Here is a 16,985-nt window from a genome sequence, read left to right as displayed (position 1 = left end):
GCGGTGGGTTCACAACCTCACTGAGACCTCACTGCATCCTGGGCGAACGGCCGCAGAAAGCCAGCGCCCACGCCGCTTCCGCGTCAACAATTCACGCATACCGGACGCGCCCTAGGTGCAGGACATCGTGGTGAAGACGAAGCCCCGGGCCTTCACGGTGCGCAGGATCGTCGGCAGCGCGGCGACCGTCTGACTGCGGTTGCCGCCGCCGTCGTGCATCAGGATCACCGAGCCGCTGTGCACGTTCGCGAGGGCCCGGCGCACGATCACCGACGTGCCGGGGCGGGACCAGTCGCGGGTGTCGATGGTCCAGACCCGGATCTTCTTGCCGAGGACGGCCGCGCGGCGCGACACCAGCCGGTTCGTGCCGCCGTACGGCGGCCGGAGGCAGCGCGGGGTGTAGCCGGTCTGGGCCCGGATGTACCGGTCGGTCTTCTGGACCTGGGACCTGAAGACCGGCCACGAGACGTGCCGGAGATCAGGATGCGACCAGGTGTGGTTCTGCACACTGTTGCCCTGCTGGAAGACGCGCCGGGTCAGGTACGGATAGCGCGCCACGTTCTGGCCGAGCTCGAAGAAGGTTGCCCGTGCCCCGTAGGCCCGGAGGATCCTCAGGATCTGGGGCGTGTACTGGCTCGGGCCGTCGTCGAAGGTGAGATAGACGTACTTGTGAACCACCGCGGCCGCCGGAGTGGCTGCGACGGTGGTCGTCTTGGGCGTCGACGGGGCCGCGAGCATTCCGATCGCGAGTACCGCAGTCAGAAGCCCGGCCGTTGCTCGTCGGTACACAGACATGGCCACCCCCGGACGCAGCGTGAGCTTCCATCGTGCGCCTTGACGGGGCAGACTCGCCAGATCCTCAGAGCACCTGCGACAGGAACTGACGGAGCCTCGGTGACTCGGCCGCGCCGAAGATCTGTCCGGGTGCGCCGGACTCGACCACGATGCCGTGGTCCATGAACGCGACCTGGTCCGCGACCTCGCGGGCGAAACCCATCTCGTGGGTGACCACGACCATCGTCATCCCGGTCTCGGCGAGGTCGGCCATCAGCGCCAGCACACCCTTGACCAGCTCGGGGTCGAGCGCCGAGGTGGCCTCGTCGAACAGCATCACCTCGGGCTCCATCGCCAGCGCCCGCGCGATCGCGACCCGCTGCTGCTGGCCGCCGGACAGGTTCCCGGGCCGGGCGTCCGCCTTGTGCTCGAGGCCGACCAGCTCGAGTTGCGCGCGGGCCGCGGCGCGCGCCGGCTCCACGTCGAGCTTCTTGAGCTTGCGCAGCGGCAGCGTGATGTTGTCGAGCACGCTCTTGTGCGGGAACAGGTTGAAGTGCTGGAACACCATCCCGATCCGGCGCCGCAGGACGTCGGGATCACCCCGCAGTACCGACTCGCCGCCGAGCTTCACGTCGCCGGCGTCCGGTTCGAGCAGCCGGTTGATCGCGCGCAGCAAGGTCGACTTGCCGGACCCGGACGGGCCGATCACGCACGCGGTCTGCCCGGCCGGTACGGCGAGATCGACGCCGCGCAGGACCTTGTTGCTGCCGAAGGCCAGCTCGACGCCGGACACCTCCAGGCTCGTGGCCTCAATGGTTCGCATGGGCGAGCTCCTCCAGCTTGACGTCCTCCGGCCCCGACGGTTCGGCGGGCCGGCCTTCGCGCAGCCGCTTGTCGAAGTGGTTCACCAGGTGCGTGAGCGGCACGGTGATCACCAGGTAGAAGATGCCTGCCAGCAGCAGCGGGGACAGGTTGCCGTTGGTCGCGGCCGCGTCCTGCCCGATCCGGAACAGTTCCCGCTGGCTCGCCAGCAGCCCGAGGAAGTAGACCAGGCTGGACTCCTTCACGAGCGCGATGAACTGGTTCACGAGCGCGGGCAGCACCCGCCGTACCCCTTGCGGGATGACGACCAGCCGCATCCCGCTGGTGTAGCTGAAGCCGAGCGCTCGGGCGGCCTCGAGCTGGCCCTTCTCCACGCTCTGGATGCCGGAGCGGAAGATCTCGCCGATGTACGCCGCGGCGATCAGCGAGAGCGCGAGGATGCCCAGCGGGTACGGGTTCGGGCCCCACCAGTGCCGGGTGATCGGCGACAGGCCCTGGCCGATCAGCAGGATGGTCAGGATCGCGGGCAGGCCGCGGAAGATATCGGTGTAGATCTTCGCGGGCCAGCGCAGCCAGCGCTTCGTGGACAGGGCGAGGACCGCCACGACCATGCCGAGCAAGGTGCCCAGCACGACCGAGGCGGCCGCCAGGATGAGGGTGTTGACCAGTCCCACCTTCAGCATCTCGGGCAGGACCGCCTTCATCGACTCCCAGTCGAGGAAGGTGTCACTCAGGGTGGACCAGATGTCCATCAGGCTTTGGGAGCCGTGAACTTGACCGATCCGCTGCCCGGCTTGAAGTTCGCCGGGACGGCGCGGCCGGGGTAGTACTGCTCGACCAGCTTGGTCCAGGTGCCGTCGGCGATGACCTCGTCGAGCGCCTTGTTCACGGCCTCGCGGAGCTTGTCGTTGTTCTTGGCCACGGCGAACGCCATCGGCGCGTCGCTGAGCTCCTTCGCGGCCAGGATCACCGTGCCGCCGCCCTGCTCCTTGGCCATCTTCTCGCCGATCTCGGCCGGGGAGACCCAGGCGTCCGCCGTACCGGCCTTGAGCTGACCGAGCGCCGCGTTGTAGTTCGGCACCCGGACCGGGTTCAGGTTCTTGCCGGTGGCGTAGTCGTCCTGGACGGTGCCCTGGACCACCACGACCCGCTTGCCGGTGAGCTGGTCGAACGAGGTGATCCCGGAGTCCTTCGTGGTGTTCAGTCCCAGGTAGCCGAAGTCGTACCCGTTGCTGAAAGCAACTGTCTTCTTGCGCGCCTCGGTGATCGTGATCGACGAGCTGCCGAGGTCGAACTGGCCGCCGTTCACCTGCGACAGCAGCGCGGAGAAGTCGGTCCCGACGAACTCGGGCTTCAGGTTCAGCTTCGCCGCCACCGCGGTGATCAGGTCGTTGTCGAAGCCGGTGAACTTCCCGTCCTTCACGTACACGTTCGGCGGCGCGTCGGTGAGCGTGCCGATCCGCAGCGTGCCCGCCGACATCAGGCCCAGATCCTGGCCGCCCGCCGCGGCGTCGTCCCCGTTGCTGCCACAGGCAACCATCGCGCTCGCCAAGGTGATGGCCCCGACCACTGCGACAACCCGCCGAAAAGCGCCGAACGCGCGCACAACTGTCTCCTCACAACGTCAACGAAGGCAGGGCGGTTCGCCGCTGCCGCAGCAAGCCAACACCAGCGCTGCGACGCGCATTCCGTGCCGACGAACTGTGAGACGGGGCCGAATGTCTACTCGGGTTGTGCTATATCAGAGCGATCAGCCGTGATGCCGGTCATAGTGCGCGAGCGCGTCCGCGGTCCGACCGGTGCCATAGGCAAGTAACAGCTCGGCCACCCCGGGTGACACCGCGGCCGCCGCCGTGGCGGCCCGCTGGATCTCGTCGGCGGACGCGACCGCGCGGAAGAGATCCTGGATCTCTCTCACGACGGCGCGTGCGGACGGCGCTTGCGGGTCGGGTGGCCCGCCAGGAATCGTCAGCGGCCGCACGAACCTGGCCGGCGGATCGACGGGCCGGCCGGCCGTGGCCGATCGCTGGAGGTGGGTCGTCGTCGGCCGCGTGTAGGCGCTGGTGGCGGCGCGGATGCCGTCCAGCTCGTGCGCGATGTGCTCCGGCTCGATGCCGCCGGCCACCGCCAGGTCGGCGAGCTCGGAGACGGCCCGCAGCCGGGTCACGACGGCCGGATTGCCGATCTTCACCCGCTGCGCGCTGACCAGCTGCGAGAGCATCGGCGCCGACAGCCCGATCACCTGGGCGAGCCCGCCCTGGGTCAGGCCGAGCGTCGCGGTGATCCGCCGGACCACCTCGCCGAGCGGCTCGCCGTACAACTCGACCTGCTGCTGCAGGTTCTGCGCCGTCTGCTCCATGCAAAGATCTTCGCATTTGCGAACCCGAATTTCCAGCCTGGAACCGGCTTGACATTTGCGATAGCAAACTGCCAAGGTTTGCGGCAGCGAATCTCAGCGGAGGACAACGATGACGACTCACCAGGCTCACCGCCGCGCCGCGGTGTGGGCGCTCCTCGCCGTCACGCTCGCCGCCGTCCTGGGCGGTCTGACGGCGCCGACGGCACTGGCGGACCCGGCCCCGAGCGGCGGCAAGCTCGTGCTGGTCCTGGACTCGTCCGGCTCGATGGCGGAGCCGGCCGGTGACGGGCAGACCAAGATCGCGGCCGCGCGGACAGCGCTGACGAGTGTGGTGCGCAAGCTGCCGGACGGCGCCGAGGTCGGACTCCGGGTGTACGGCGCGACCGTGTTCAAGCGCACGCAGGCCGGCGCCTGCACCGACACCCAGCTCACCGTCCCGATCGGCACCGGCAACCGGCCGCAGTTGCAGGCAGCCATCGCCAAGTACAAGCCGTATGGCGAGACGCCGATCGCTTACGCGCTCCAGCAGGCGGCGAAGGATGTCGGCCCGGTCGGCCAGCGCACGATCGTCCTGGTCTCCGACGGCGAGGCCACCTGTGCACCCGAGCCGTGCGCGGTCGCGCGGTCGATCGCCCAGCAGGGTATCGATGTCAAGATCGACGTCGTCGGGTTCCGCGTCGGCGGGAAGGCGCGCAGCCAGCTCCAGTGCGTGGCTCGCGAAGGCCGCGGCGACTACTACGACGCCGACTCGACCGTCGACCTGGAGGCGGGCCTGGACCGATTGTCCACCCGGGCGTTCCGGCCGTTCCGGCTGTCGGGCACGCCGGTGCGCGGGGCCGCGCAGCAGGAGGGTGCGCCGGTGCTTGCCCCCGGCCACTACCTGGACACGTTCGGCACCGACCGGACCGCGAAGTACTACACGATCAAGCGGACGATGGCGAAGTCGACGCTGCGCGCGGGGATCAGCTTCCGCCGGCCGGTTCCCGGCGGCACCGTGATCGAGGCCGCGGTCAAGCTGAACACGCTGAGCGGTGAGGCGTGCGGCTGGAGCTATCCGCTGTCGTTCGAGGGCGAGCAGGGCATCGCCACCGGTTCGGCGTCGAGCTGGACCGGCGACTACCCGAAGGAGTGCGAGACCGATGAGCAGCTCGTGCTCACGGTCTCCGGCGGCAGGGACTACGCCCAGCTGAAGTCCGCGCCGTACGAGCTGCGCGTCGACGAGGAGCCGGCCGTCGAGACCATGGCGAACCTGCCGGCCGAGGCGGGCGACCCGACCTGGACACCGATGCCGGGTTCGACGCCGCGCGAGATCGTTCCGGGCTCGAGCTTCGCCGACGCGCCGCTGGTCGCCGCCGGCAGCTACAAGACCACGCTGATGCCCGGAGAGGTCCAGCTGTACAAGGTGAAGGCGGACTGGGGGCAGCGGATCCAGGCACAGGTGTCCATTCCGCAGCTCGGTGCGGCGACCGCGAAGGCGGTGGACGTCGGGCGGTATGTCGACCTCGACGTGATCTCGCCGACCGGTGAGGACGTGTACGCCGTGTTCGCGAAGAAGGTGCCCGGCGGGGCCGGCAAGCGCACCGTGCTCGACCCGCACGGCACGGTCAAGGCGATCACCACGAAGGAGATCCGGTACCTGAACCGCGACGGTGCGAACAATCAGGACACCGGGACCTCGCTGCCGGGGGAGTACTACGTCGCGGTGTCGATGACGCGGAAGACCGACGACAAGGCCTTCACCGTTCCGATGACGCTGACCGTCGGCTTCGTCGGCACGCCAGGCACGGGCAAACCGACGTACGTGGACGGTGCGACGCCGGTCGCCGGCGAGTCCGTGACACCGAGCACCACGCCGTCCCAGGATCCGGGTCAGCCCAACCAGGCGAGCGGTCCGGTGCAGGGGCGCGTCGACGGCGACGCCGGTCCGCCGGTCGAGCTGGTGGCGGGCTTGGGCGGTGGGGGTCTGCTGCTCCTGATGGTCGGCGTGCTGCTGGTGGTCCGGCTGCGGCGGTAAGTTCTGGGCGGTGGAGGCGTTTGCGGGCCGGTATCGGCTGATCGACCTGATCGGGACGGGCGGGATGGGCTCGGTCTGGCGGGCCTGGGACCTGCGGCGGGAGACCTTCGTCGCCGCGAAGGTTCTCGGCCAGCACGATGCGGCGACGCTGTTGCGGTTCGTCCGGGAGCAGTCGCTGCGGATCGAGCATCCGCACGTGGTCGCTCCGCACGGGTGGGCCGCGGACGACGACCGGGTCGTGTTCGCGATGGACCTGGTCCGCGGCGGCTCGGTGGCGACCCTCCTCGGCGACCACGGCCCGCTGCCCCCGGCGTACGTCGCCGTGCTGCTGGATCAGCTGCTGCACGCACTGTCCGCGGTGCATGCCGCCCGCGTCGTGCACCGGGACGTGAAGCCGGCCAACCTGCTGCTCGACGTCACCGGGACGGGGCGGCCGCACCTGCGCCTGTCGGACTTCGGCGTCGCCGGTCTGCTCGACGAGCCGCGGATGACCCGCCACAGCGCGGTCCTCGGGACGCCCGGCTACCTCGCCCCCGAGCAGCTCACGGGTGCGGACCCCGACCCGCGCCAGGACCTGTACGCCGTCGGCGCCGTCGCCGTCGAACTCCTCACCGGCGAACGCCCCGGCGCAACCGGCCCCCTTCCGGAGCTCGGCGGGCCGCTGGGCACCTTTATCAGCATCCTCACGGCGAAGGACCCGTCCGATCGCCCCGCCTCCGCCGCAGCAGCCGGCCGCCTCCTGGCCGAAACCGGCACCCTCCCGCCACCAGACACCGACCCCTGGTCCCACACCCCCGACGCCCCCGAGGTCTTCGACCAACTCCCCCCACTCCCACCCAACTGGGCCCCCACACCACCACCCGGGCTGGCTGCTGCGGATGGGCGGGGCGCATCGTCTGGGCCGCGGCCGGCTGCTGCGGCTGGGCGGGGTCGGGTGTTGTGGGTGGTGGCTGTGGCTTGTTTGGCTGGGGGGATTGGGCTGGTGGGGACGGCCGGCTGGCTGTTCTTTCGCTGAGTGGTAATTCGCCGGACCTGGGGGGCGTGGCGTGGAAGACTTTTGGTGATGGATCCGTCAGTGGTCACCGCGCCGACGACGGGTCGGCTGCGGTTTCTGATCGCCGCGCTGGCGATCACGACGACCGTCGGGTACGGCGTGCTCACGTACGCCTTCAGCGCCCTCGTCGGCCCGATGAGCCACGAGCTGTCCATCTCCACCACGACCGCGGTCGGCGCGTCCACGATCGCCGTGCTGGTCAGCGGCCTCATCTCGATCCCCGTCGGTCGCCGCCTGGACGTCCGCGGCGGGCGCGGTCTGATGGCGTCCGGCTCGGCCCTGGCCGCGGCCGCCGTCCTCGGCTGGTCGCAGGTCCAGAACACCGTCCAGTTGTACGCCGTCTTCGTCCTGATCGGCGTCGCCTGCGCGATGGTCCTCTACCCGCCCGCCTTCGCCGTCGTGGTCGCCGTCGCGGCCCCGACCGCCCGAACGAACTCGATCCTCACCATCACGATGGTCGGCGGACTGGCCAGCTCGATCTTCATCCCGCTCACCGGTTACCTCGCCCACAGCCTCGGCTGGCGCTCCGCCCTCGTCGTGCTGGCCGGCATCCTCGCCGTCACCACAGTCCCGCTGCACTTCCTCGCCGTACCGCGGCAAGCGCCACGGCCCACATCCACGCGGCACCCGAAGTCACCGGCCAGAGTTCTGCGCGATCCCGGGTTCTGGCTGCTCGCCGGGGCGTTCGTCGTACACAGCGCGGCGCTCGCCGTGATCGCCGTCCACCTGGTCCTCTACCTCGTCAGTCTGGGCCACCCGCCGGCGCGGGCGGCTAGCCTGGCGGGGCTGCTCGGCCTGATGTCGGTGACCGGGCGACTGGTGGCGAGCGTGTCCGCACGGTGGTTGCCGATGGCGACGATCACCGCGCTGATCCTGCTCGTCCAGGGCGTCGCGGTCGCGCTGCTGCCCGCCGTCGGCGAGCACGTCGGCGGGGCGATCGGGTGCCTGGTGCTGTTCGGCCTGGGGTTCGGGGTGTCGTCGATCGCGACCCCGGCGATCCTGCTCGACCGGTACGGCGCGAGCGGCTTCGGCACGATCGCCGGGATGCTCGGCACGCCGACCACGATCGCGAAGGCGGTCGGGCCACTCGTCGGCGCCGGGCTGGCCGGCGCGTTCGGGTACCGGCCGCTGATCCTCGCGGTGGCCGCCGGCTGCGCGCTGGCCGGAGCGGCGCTGGCCCTCACCCGCCGGCTGGTGCCGCCGGCGTCGACCAGGATGTGACCTGGGTCGTGGTGCGGGTTGCGGCAGAGGGCATACTTGAAGCACGAGTGAACCCACTCGCGTGCTCCGGGGTCGGTGTAATTCCGAGCCGGCGGTAACAGTCCGCGACCCGGTCGCTGCGGTATGGCGATCGGTTGACCTGGTGGAATTCCAGGACCGACGGTGAAAGTCCGGATGGGAGGCGCACGCGGTCGACGGGTGCGCTCTGGCGCCCGACGGCGCGGAGCGTGGGCTGTGACGGCCCGCGCGACGCGGTTCCCGGTGGGCGGCGGAGCGGACGTGCCGGCCGGAGGCCCCGGAGTGCGTCCGTGACGACGAGGGGCCCGAGCAGTGAACGACGCGTCGCCGATCGACATCGCCTGGATGAGGCGTGCTGTCGAGCTGGCTGCGAGAGCTGTCGGCAGCACCCATCCCAACCCGGTGGTCGGGTGCGTGATCACCGGCCGCGACGGGCATCCGGTGGGCGAGGGCTTCCATGCCGTTGCCGGCGGCCCGCACGCCGAGGTCGAGGCGCTCCGGATGGCCGGTGCCCGCGCCCGCGGCGGTACGGCGTACGTCACGCTCGAGCCGTGCAACCACACCGGCCGGACCGGTCCGTGCGCGGACGCTCTGATCGAGGCGGGGATCGCGCGCGTCGTGTACGCCGTACCCGACCCGAACCGGACCGCCGCGGGCGGCGCCGACAAGCTCCGGACCAAGAACATCGAGGTCGTGGAGGGCGTATTGCGCTCCGAGGCCGAGGCGGTCAATCACGTCTGGCTGCACAGCGTTCGGGTCGGGCGCCCGTTCGTCACCTGGAAGTTCGCGACCACGCTCGACGGGCGGTCCGCGGCGCCGGACGGGACCAGCAAGTGGATCACCGGCCCGATTGCGCGGGCCGACGTCCATCGGCTGCGGGCGGAGTGCGACGCGATCGTCGTCGGCACCCAGACGGTGCTGAACGACGACCCCGAGCTGACGGTCCGCGACGAGAACGACGTTCCCGCGGTGCGGCAGCCGCTACGGGTGGTCGTCGGTGACCGCGAGATCCCGCCGACCGCGCGCGTCCGCAACGACCGCGCCGAGACGTTGCTGCTGCCGACCCACGATCCCGCCGAGGTGCTCCGGCAGCTGGACGACCGGCAGATCCGGCACCTCTGGCTCGAAGGCGGTCCGACGCTGGCCGCCGCGTTCCTGCGCGCCGGTCTGGTCGACCAGATCGTCGCGTACGTCGCTCCGGCCGTCCTCGGCTCCGGCTACGCCGCGGTCGGCGACCTCGGCGCGGAATCGATCGACCACCTGCGGCGGTTCAAGCTAGCGGACGTCACCCGCCTCGGCGACGACGTCCGGCTGACCCTGGTTCCTCTGGGAGGAAAGTAGATGTTCACCGGCATCATCGAAGAACTCGGCACCGTCGAGTCCCTGGATCTACTGGACGGTGACGCCGCGCGGCTCACCATCCGCGGTCCGAAGGTGACCGAGGACGCCGCGCACGGCGCCTCGATCGCGGTCAACGGCTGCTGCCTGACGGTGGTGGAGTACGGCGGTGGCCTGTTCACCGCGGATGTGATGCGCGAGACGCTGCAGCGGACCAGCCTCGGCGGTCTGGAGAAGGGCTCGCCGGTCAACCTCGAGCGGGCCGTCGCCGCGCACGAACGGCTCGGCGGCCACATCGTCCAGGGGCACGTCGACGGCACCGGCACGATCGCCTCCCGGACCCCGGCGGAGCGCTGGGAGGACGTCCGGGTCGCGACGTCCCCGGAGATCCTGCGGTACGTCGCCGAGAAGGGATCGATCGCGATCGACGGCGTCTCGCTGACCGTGACCGACGTGGACGACGCGACCGGCACGTTCGGGGTCAGCCTGATCCCGACCACGCTCGAGCTGACCGTGCTGGGCGCGAACAAGGTCGGCGACACCGTCAACCTCGAGGTCGACGTGATCGCCAAGTACGTCGAGCGGCTGCTGACCGCCGGCACAGTGCAGGACAACGGAGGCGAGAAGTGAACGCGATCGACTGGCTGTTGCACTCCCAGGTGACGATCGCCGGGTCGCCGGTGCTCGTCCGGGAGATTGTCGGCAACGTGTTCGGTCTGGCCAGCGCACTGTTCGGCATGCGCCGGCTGGTCGCCGCGTGGCCGGTCGGCATCGTCGGCAACGTGCTGCTGTTCACGGTCTTCGTCGGCGGAATCTTCGACACCCCGCAGGACAAGGACCTCTGGGGTCAGGCCGGCCGGCAGGTGTTCTTCGCGCTCGTCAGCCTGTACGGGTGGTACCGCTGGTACCAGACCCGGCACCACGGCGCCGACAAGGCGGTGCAGCCGCGCTGGGCGACCGCGCGCGAGCGGCTCGAACTCGGCGGTGTCGCCGTGGTGCTGTACGCGATCTCGTACTTCGTGCTGCGCGAGCTCGGCTCGTGGGGCCCGCAGTGGGACGCGTGGATCCTCACCGGCTCGATCCTGGCGACGTACGGGATGGCGCGCGGCTTCGTCGAGTTCTGGCTGATCTGGATCGCCGTCGACGTGGTCGGCGTACCGCTGCTGGTGCAGGCGAAGTTCTACCCGTCCGCGACGATGTACATCGTGTACGGCCTCTTCTGCGTCCTCGGATTCGCGTCGTGGTGGAAGATCCAGAACCGTGAGCGGATCCAGACTCCTGAACCGGTGGTGGTGGGTTAGATGGGTGACGTGCTGAAGCTCGACACGATCGAGCACGCGATCGAGGAGATCCGCGCCGGGCGGCCGGTGATCGTCGTCGACGACGAGGACCGCGAGAACGAGGGCGACCTGATCTTCGCCGCGTCCAAGGCGACGCCCGAGCTGCTGGCGTTCCTGATCCGGTACAGCTCCGGTGTGGTGTGCGTGCCGATGGAGGGCGCGGAGCTCGACCGGCTCGGGATCCCGCTGATGACGCCGCACAACCGCGAGCGGATGCGGACGGCGTACACGATCTCCGTCGACGCGCGGGACGGCATCTCCACCGGGATCTCGGCCGCCGACCGGGCGCGGACGATCCGGGTGCTGGCCGACTCCGCCTCGGAGCCGTACGACCTGGTGCAGCCGGGGCACGTGTTCCCGCTGCGCGGTCGCGAAGGCGGCGTACTGGTTCGGCCCGGGCACACCGAGGCGTCCATCGACCTGGCGCGGCTGGCCGGGTTGACGCCGGCCGCGGTGATCTCCGAGATGGTGAACGACGACGGGACCATGAAGCGCGGTCCGGAGCTGCGGGAGTTCGCCGACGAGCACGGGCTCGTGCTGGTGTCGATCGACGACCTGATCCGGTACCGGCGTCGTACCGAGTCCCAGATCCAGCGGGTCGCGACGACGACGCTGCCGACCCGGTACGGCGATTTCGTTGCCCACGGCTACCGGAACGTCGTGGACGGGTCGGAGCAACTCGCGCTGGTCCGCGGCGAGATCGGGGACGGGCCGACGCTGGTGCGGCTGCACTCGGAGTGCCTGACCGGCGACGTGTTCGGTTCGCTGCGGTGCGACTGCGGGCCGCAACTGGACGAGGCGCTTCGGCAGGTCGCTGCCGAGGGTGGTGTCGTCGTTTATCTGCGCGGCCATGAAGGGCGCGGGATCGGGCTGCTGCACAAGCTGCAGGCGTACGAGCTGCAGGACGCGGGGCGGGACACCGTCGACGCGAACCTGGACCTCGGGTTGCCGGCCGACGCGCGCGACTACGGCACCGGGGCGCAGATCCTCGCCGACCTCGGGGTGACGTCGGCGCGGCTGCTGACGAACAACCCCGACAAGCTCGCGGGCGTCCAGGGGTACGGCATCGACGTCGTCGAGCGCCGCGGGATCTTCATCGACCCGACCGAGCACAACCTGCGGTACCTGCGCACCAAGCGCGACCGGATGGGCCACCACCTGCCAGGTGGCGTGTTGACCGAAGAGAACGGAGCCGGCTGATGTCGGGCAGTGGAGCACCCACCATCGAGGCACCCCGCGTGGACGGCGCCCGGGTCGCGATCATCGCCGCCCAGTGGCACCCGAAGGTCACCGACGGCCTGCTCGCCGGCGCCCTCCGCGCACTGGAGGACTCCGGCGTCACCGACCACGCCGTCATCCGCGTGCCCGGGTCGTTCGAACTCCCCGTCGCGGCACTGCACGCCGCGAAGTCCGGGTACGACGCCGTGGTCGCGCTGGGCGTGGTGATCCGCGGCGACACCCCGCACTTCGAATACGTCTGCCAGGCGGCGACCGAAGGCCTCATGCAGGTCGGCGTCAGCACCGGCGTCCCTGTCGGCTTCGGCGTACTCACCTGCGACAACGACCCCCAGGCCCTGGACCGAGCCGGCCTCCCCGACAGCCGAGAAGACAAAGGCTACGAAGCCACCCAGGCAGCCCTCTCGACCCTGGCCGCCGTCCGCCAACTGGGGTAGGACGAACCTGAGCTCATGCGACACCCTATGGGGTCGGTGAACAGCTAATAGCCTGTTCACCGACCCCATTGCTTGTTCACAGACCTCAGTCGACGCGGGTGTGTTCCATGTGCCAGTTCGTGGTCCAGGTTTTGCCCTGGTCGGTGGAGAAGGATTGTTGCCAGGCGGCTTTGTCGGTGCCGGGGGTCCAGAGGAAGCGGACGTCGATGGGTTGGCCGTTCCAGTCGTCGGGGCCTTCGAAGGTGCCGGTGCCGTCGGGGGTGAAGGAGCCGATGACGGGGGATTCGAGGCGGCCGCGCTGGCTGTTGATCCAGTGGATGGACCAGGTTTTGGCCTCGGGGTCGTAGAGGCGGAAGGTCGCGCCGCGGAAGCCTTCGCTCGGAAACCAGCCTTCGTCGAAGCTGATCGCGCCGTCGAAGTACGTGGTGGCTTCCATCGTGGCGTCGTGTTCGTACCACTCGAAGGGCTCGCCGAGCACGGGACGCCGGCGCCGGTTGTGGAAGGACCAGCGTCCGACGAGGAAGTCGAAGTCGTCGGTGAGCTTGGGTACGTCGAGTGCGGGCGGGGGAGTGGAGCGCCGGGTGAAGTCCATGATCCAGTTGGTTTCCCAGGTCTCGCCGCCGTCGGCGGAGTACGCCTGCTCCCAGTGGGCGGTGTCCGCGGTGATGTCCGACCACTCGTAGCTGCACAGGATCGGGCGCCCGTCGTGGGTGTCCTCGCCGACCAGGCGGCACCGGGACCCGTCGGCCGCCCATCCGCCGTGCACAGGCGGGTACAGCTTCATCGTGGTGCTGCTGACCCACCAGATGCTCCACTGCTCGCTGACCGGGTCGAACAGCCGCAGCGACAGCCCGTACGACCCCTTGGTCGGGAACCGCATCTCGTCGATGCTGATCTGCCCGTCGAAGTACGTGCGGGCGGTCGTGGTCCCGTCGTACTCGAGCCATTCGTCGCACCCCGCGAACGCCTGCTTGAGCGTGCGGTGGTGGACGTCGAAGTACCCGTTGAGGAAGTCGAAGTCGCCGGTCACCTTGGTCCAAGTCGTCATGGTGCCAGCCTGCGAGCTAAACCTGACAACCCATGGCAGCGATCAGGACTAACCTCGGAGTATGCGTTCGAGCCGGCTGTTGTCGATCCTGCTGTTGCTGCAGACGCGCCGGCGGTTGACCGCGCGTGAGCTCGCCGACGAGCTGGAGGTGTCGCTGCGGACGATCTATCGCGACGTCGAGGCGCTCGCCGCGGCGGGAGTTCCGGTGTACGCCGACCAGGGCCGAGCGGGCGGGTATCGCCTGGTCGAGGGCTACCGCACCCGCCTGACCGGTCTCACCGAACAGGAAGCGGCCGCGCTCTTCCTCGTCGGCATGCCGGGCGCGGCCGCTGCGCTCGGGCTGACCGCGGAGACGAGCGCCGCCGAACTCAAACTGCTGGCCGCGCTGGCTCCCGATCAGCGGGACCGCGCCGGCCGGCTGAAGAACCGCTTCCACCTGGACCTGCCCGCCTGGTACCAGGACGCCGAGGACTCCCCGCACCTGTCCGCGATCGCCGACGCCGTGCTCCACGACCGCCGGGTGCAGGTCCGGTACCGCCGGTGGGAGGAGCCTCGCGAGGTCGAGCGGGTCCTCGAGCCGTACGGGCTGGTCCTGAAGAACGGCAGCTGGTACGTCGTGGCGTCCACGCCGGGCGGGCTCCGGACGTACCGCGTCTCCAACATCCTCGAGCTGACGCCGACCGACGAGGCGTTCGAGCGGGCGGCCGACTTCCACCTCGCGGACTTCTGGCAGCACCATCTGACGGGATTCGACCGCCTGCGCTTCACCGGTGACGCCGTCGTCCGGGTGGCGGCGCGACTCGCGGGCAGGATGTACGACGTCTCGTACCCGACTCTCGTCAAGGCGGTCGCCGCGGCGACGCCGGAGCCCGACGGCAGTGTCGTGGTCACGATCCCGATCGAGTCGATCGGCAACGCCGCCGCGTCGCTGAGCCGGTTCGGCGACGCGGTCGAGGTCCTCGAACCGCCCGAGCTGCGGGCCGAGATCGCCGAGCTGGCCCGCAGGATCCTCCGGCTCTACTCCTGAGCCCATGGTGGCGCGCGTCACCTGATTCTGTCTTTTCCATATATTACGAGTTTCGTACTATATGGATAACGGAAGAGGAGGCGCGATGAGGATCACGGTGTTCGGCGCGACGGGCGGGATCGGCGGCCACGTCGTACGGCAGGCGCTCGATGCGGGTCACAAGGTGACGGCGGTGGTGCGGACGGCGTCCGCGTTCGAGCTGGAGCACCCGTCGCTGGCGGTGGTGCGGGTGCCGGGGCTGGATGCGGCCGAGCCGCTGCGCGAGGCGGTCGACGGCAGTACGGCGGTGATTTCGGGAGTGGGGCCGCGCGGGCGGAAGGACGGGCCGGTCGCGTCGCGCAGTACGCAGTCGATCCTGGGGGCGATGGAAGCGGCCGGGGTACGGCGGTTCGTCGCAGTGAGCGCTGCGCCGCTCGGGCCGATCCCGGCGGATGAGGGTTTTCTCAACCGGCGGCTGCTCTATCCGGCGATCAACGCGTTCGCCGCGGACGTGTACGCCGACCTCCGGGTGATGGAGGCCGACATCCGGGCGAGCGCGACGGACTGGACGATCGTGCGGCCGCCGAAGCTGACCAACAAGCCGTTGACGGGCCGCTACCGGACTGTTGTCGGCGGCACGGTGCCGCGGAGTTACTCGATCTCGCGCGCGGACGCGGCGCATCTGATGCTGGCGGTGCTCGACGACCCGGCAGCCGTTGGTCAGCCGATCGGGGTGGGGTACTGATGGTGCTGCGTGGGGTGAGCTTGTTCTTCAGCGGGTTGTTCGCCGGATTCCTGGTGTGTGTGATGGTGCTGGAGACCTCGCTGCGCTCGTTCGGCGCCGGCGTCTACACGCAGGTACGGCTGGTGGAGTTGGACTCGTTGGACAAGCTCGCGTCGGTGACGCTGATACCGGCGATCGTCACGACCGTGGCGGTGGTGATCCGGAGCCGCGGCGACGGTCGACGGTTGGCGATCACCGCGGTCGCCTTGCTGGTGATCGTGTTCGTGACGACGCTGGCGGTGAATCTGTCGATCAACTCGGACCAGTCGTCGTGGTCGGTCCAGCAGCCGCCGGCGGACTGGGCGGGCGTCCGTGATCGTTGGCAGATCGCACACGCGGTGCGTACGGTCGCGGCGGTAGCGGCGTTCGGGCTGCTGGTCGGGGCCGCCGTGCGTCGGCGCAGTGGCGGCCGGTCGAGTTCGCCGGCCGTCAGCGGGGTCCGAGTCGGTCGGTGATGAGGTCGTGGGGGACGGCCTGGGCGGTGCGCCCCTGGAAGCCGGTGGTGCTTCGAGCCATGGTCAGTGAGTTGAGCAGGGCTTCTTCGACCGATTCGGTGACGGCCTGGAACGGGCCGCGGAGGTCGCGGTCGGCGTAGTCCGGCGTACCGGCGGTGGTGAAGGCGATCGCGTAGTCGCCGCTGCCCGGCGCGTAGTCGGAGCCGACGCGGCCCATCGCGAAGATCGCCCGCCTGGCCAGGCGTCCGAGCTGGCGGGAATCGAGCGGGAGGTCCGTCGCCACCACGATCATGCAGGAGTTGCCGTCCGCGTCGATCGGCTCGGCGGGAACCGGCTTGCCCAGCACAGACAGCAGTCCGGAGAAGTTCGCCTGTACCAGAACCCCGACCGTGTACCCGTCGCCGGGAGTCGGCTGGACGTCGGCAGCTGCCGCCGGACCTGCGGTCGGCGCGGGTGAGGTGGCGGGCGGGGAGACCGCGGAATCCCAGGCGGGTTGGGGCGGGGCAAGGGGTGCAGGCGTGGGCCCGGTGAGGGTGCGGGAGGCCGTGCCGATGCCGGCTTTGAAGCCTAGCGCGGTGGTGCCCGAGCCCGCTCCGACGCAGCCTTCGACTGGGAGGGCCGACGAGGCGGTGTCGAGGGCGTGATGGACGTGGGCCGGGGTGATGGGGCGCCGGCGGATGTCGGAGAGGTGGCCGTCGTTGGTTTCGCCGACTACTGGGTTGAGGCTGGTGGCTCGTGGGTCGCGGTCCAGCAGCCAGGTGATCAGCGCGTCGGCGACGCGGAACGTGCTGAGGGTCCCGGTGAGCAGGATCGGCGTCTCGATCACCCCGAGCTCGTCGATCTGCGTCGTCCCGACCAGCTTCCCGTACCCGTTGCCGACAGCAACCGCGGCCGGCAGCCCGTCCGCCCACCCGGCCGGGACGATCGCGGTCACGCCGGTGTTCAGTCCGTCGCCGGTGATCGTCGTCTGGCCGACGAGCACGCCGGGTACGTCGGTGATCGCGTTGAGCGGCCCGGTGGGCAGCGTACCGACGACGACGCCGAGCTCGCGGGCTCTCCGTGGACTGTGCATCCAGCTA

At 70.1% G+C, this 16,985-nt stretch carries 18 protein-coding genes and 1 riboswitch; of the genes, 11 read left to right on the top strand and 7 right to left on the bottom strand.

The genetic code is table 11. The features are described 5' to 3' along the window. Positions 1-111: 111 nt before the first annotated feature. The 5 genes from AB0L64_RS33085 to AB0L64_RS33065 form a co-directional block, all read right to left on the bottom strand. Complete coding sequence (locus AB0L64_RS33085) at positions 112-795, bottom strand: polysaccharide deacetylase family protein (protein ID WP_363716595.1); 684 nt, start codon at positions 793-795, stop codon at positions 112-114. 64 nt (positions 796-859) lie between these two features. Beyond that, entirely contained in the window at positions 860-1,597 is a 738-nt protein-coding gene (locus tag AB0L64_RS33080) for an amino acid ABC transporter ATP-binding protein (protein WP_359941574.1), read from the bottom strand. Continuing rightward, entirely contained in the window at positions 1,584-2,348 is a 765-nt protein-coding gene (locus AB0L64_RS33075) for an amino acid ABC transporter permease (RefSeq protein WP_355698968.1), read from the bottom strand. The genes AB0L64_RS33080 and AB0L64_RS33075 overlap by 14 nt, the downstream gene beginning before the upstream one ends. Then, positions 2,348-3,202, bottom strand: coding sequence for an ABC transporter substrate-binding protein (locus tag AB0L64_RS33070; RefSeq protein ID WP_363716592.1), 855 nt, complete (start codon positions 3,200-3,202; stop codon positions 2,348-2,350). Before AB0L64_RS33070 ends, AB0L64_RS33075 begins: the two co-directional genes overlap by 1 nt. Positions 3,203-3,346: 144 nt before the next feature. Next, positions 3,347-3,955 (bottom strand): DNA-binding protein, encoded by a 609-nt coding sequence (locus tag AB0L64_RS33065; protein ID WP_363716590.1) that lies wholly within the window; start codon positions 3,953-3,955, stop codon positions 3,347-3,349. Positions 3,956-4,064: 109 nt separating this feature from the next. On the opposite strand from AB0L64_RS33065, the gene AB0L64_RS33060 reads away from it, so the two are divergent. The 8 genes from AB0L64_RS33060 to ribH all read left to right on the top strand — a co-directional run bounded on the left by AB0L64_RS33060 (position 4,065) and on the right by ribH (position 12,613). Continuing rightward, positions 4,065-5,969 carry a VWA domain-containing protein gene (locus tag AB0L64_RS33060; RefSeq protein ID WP_363716588.1) on the top strand — a complete coding sequence of 635 codons (1,905 nt, stop codon included), beginning with the start codon at positions 4,065-4,067 and terminating at the stop codon, positions 5,967-5,969. A gap of 10 nt (positions 5,970-5,979) precedes the next feature. Beyond that, positions 5,980-6,984 (top strand): serine/threonine-protein kinase, encoded by a 1,005-nt coding sequence (locus AB0L64_RS33055; RefSeq protein ID WP_363716586.1) that lies wholly within the window; start codon positions 5,980-5,982, stop codon positions 6,982-6,984. 48 nt (positions 6,985-7,032) lie between these two features. After that, entirely contained in the window at positions 7,033-8,244 is a 1,212-nt protein-coding gene (locus AB0L64_RS33050) for an MFS transporter (protein ID WP_363716584.1), read from the top strand. A 57-nt stretch (positions 8,245-8,301) separates the two neighbouring features. Continuing rightward, a riboswitch (FMN riboswitch) is annotated at positions 8,302-8,435 on the top strand. Positions 8,436-8,607: 172 nt separating this feature from the next. Next, on the top strand, positions 8,608-9,603 hold the full coding sequence (ribD, locus tag AB0L64_RS33045; protein ID WP_363717051.1) for a bifunctional diaminohydroxyphosphoribosylaminopyrimidine deaminase/5-amino-6-(5-phosphoribosylamino)uracil reductase RibD: 996 nt from the start codon (positions 8,608-8,610) through the stop codon (positions 9,601-9,603). Next, the gene (locus tag AB0L64_RS33040; protein ID WP_363716582.1) at positions 9,604-10,230 is read left to right on the top strand and encodes a riboflavin synthase; all 627 of its coding nucleotides are present in this window, start codon (positions 9,604-9,606) and stop codon (positions 10,228-10,230) included. After that, positions 10,227-10,901 (top strand): nicotinamide riboside transporter PnuC, encoded by a 675-nt coding sequence (gene pnuC, locus AB0L64_RS33035; RefSeq protein WP_355698982.1) that lies wholly within the window; start codon positions 10,227-10,229, stop codon positions 10,899-10,901. The genes AB0L64_RS33040 and pnuC overlap by 4 nt, the downstream gene beginning before the upstream one ends. Beyond that, positions 10,902-12,140: a bifunctional 3,4-dihydroxy-2-butanone-4-phosphate synthase/GTP cyclohydrolase II gene (locus AB0L64_RS33030; protein WP_355698984.1), complete on the top strand. Its 1,239-nt coding sequence runs from the start codon at positions 10,902-10,904 to the stop codon at positions 12,138-12,140. It abuts the gene before it with no gap. Continuing rightward, entirely contained in the window at positions 12,140-12,613 is a 474-nt protein-coding gene (ribH, locus tag AB0L64_RS33025) for a 6,7-dimethyl-8-ribityllumazine synthase (protein ID WP_363716579.1), read from the top strand. The genes AB0L64_RS33030 and ribH overlap by 1 nt, the downstream gene beginning before the upstream one ends. Positions 12,614-12,698: 85 nt before the next feature. On the opposite strand, the gene AB0L64_RS33020 is transcribed toward ribH, so the two are convergent. Beyond that, entirely contained in the window at positions 12,699-13,661 is a 963-nt protein-coding gene (locus AB0L64_RS33020; RefSeq protein ID WP_363716577.1) for a hypothetical protein, read from the bottom strand. A 61-nt stretch (positions 13,662-13,722) separates the two neighbouring features. Here AB0L64_RS33020 and AB0L64_RS33015 point away from each other — a divergent pair, with 61 nt between their 5' ends. The 3 genes from AB0L64_RS33015 to AB0L64_RS33005 all read left to right on the top strand — a co-directional run bounded on the left by AB0L64_RS33015 (position 13,723) and on the right by AB0L64_RS33005 (position 15,906). Further along, positions 13,723-14,688, top strand: coding sequence for a WYL domain-containing protein (locus tag AB0L64_RS33015; RefSeq protein ID WP_363716575.1), 966 nt, complete (start codon positions 13,723-13,725; stop codon positions 14,686-14,688). Between the two features lie 85 nt (positions 14,689-14,773). Beyond that, positions 14,774-15,412 (top strand): NAD(P)H-binding protein, encoded by a 639-nt coding sequence (locus AB0L64_RS33010; RefSeq protein WP_363716573.1) that lies wholly within the window; start codon positions 14,774-14,776, stop codon positions 15,410-15,412. Next, a complete protein-coding gene (locus tag AB0L64_RS33005) occupies positions 15,412-15,906 on the top strand; it encodes an anthrone oxygenase family protein (protein ID WP_363716571.1) in 495 nt (164 codons plus the stop codon). Before AB0L64_RS33010 ends, AB0L64_RS33005 begins: the two co-directional genes overlap by 1 nt. On the opposite strand, the gene AB0L64_RS33000 is transcribed toward AB0L64_RS33005, so the two are convergent. Next, positions 15,881-16,978 (bottom strand): P1 family peptidase, encoded by a 1,098-nt coding sequence (locus tag AB0L64_RS33000; RefSeq protein WP_363716568.1) that lies wholly within the window; start codon positions 16,976-16,978, stop codon positions 15,881-15,883. The two genes, AB0L64_RS33005 and AB0L64_RS33000, sit on opposite strands and share 26 nt — an antisense overlap. Positions 16,979-16,985 lie beyond the last annotated feature (7 nt).

The organism is Kribbella sp. NPDC051936 (assembly GCF_040680955.1).
Classification (GTDB): Bacteria; Actinomycetota; Actinomycetes; order Propionibacteriales; family Kribbellaceae; genus Kribbella.
This window is presented reverse-complemented; position numbering and strand designations above follow the sequence as displayed.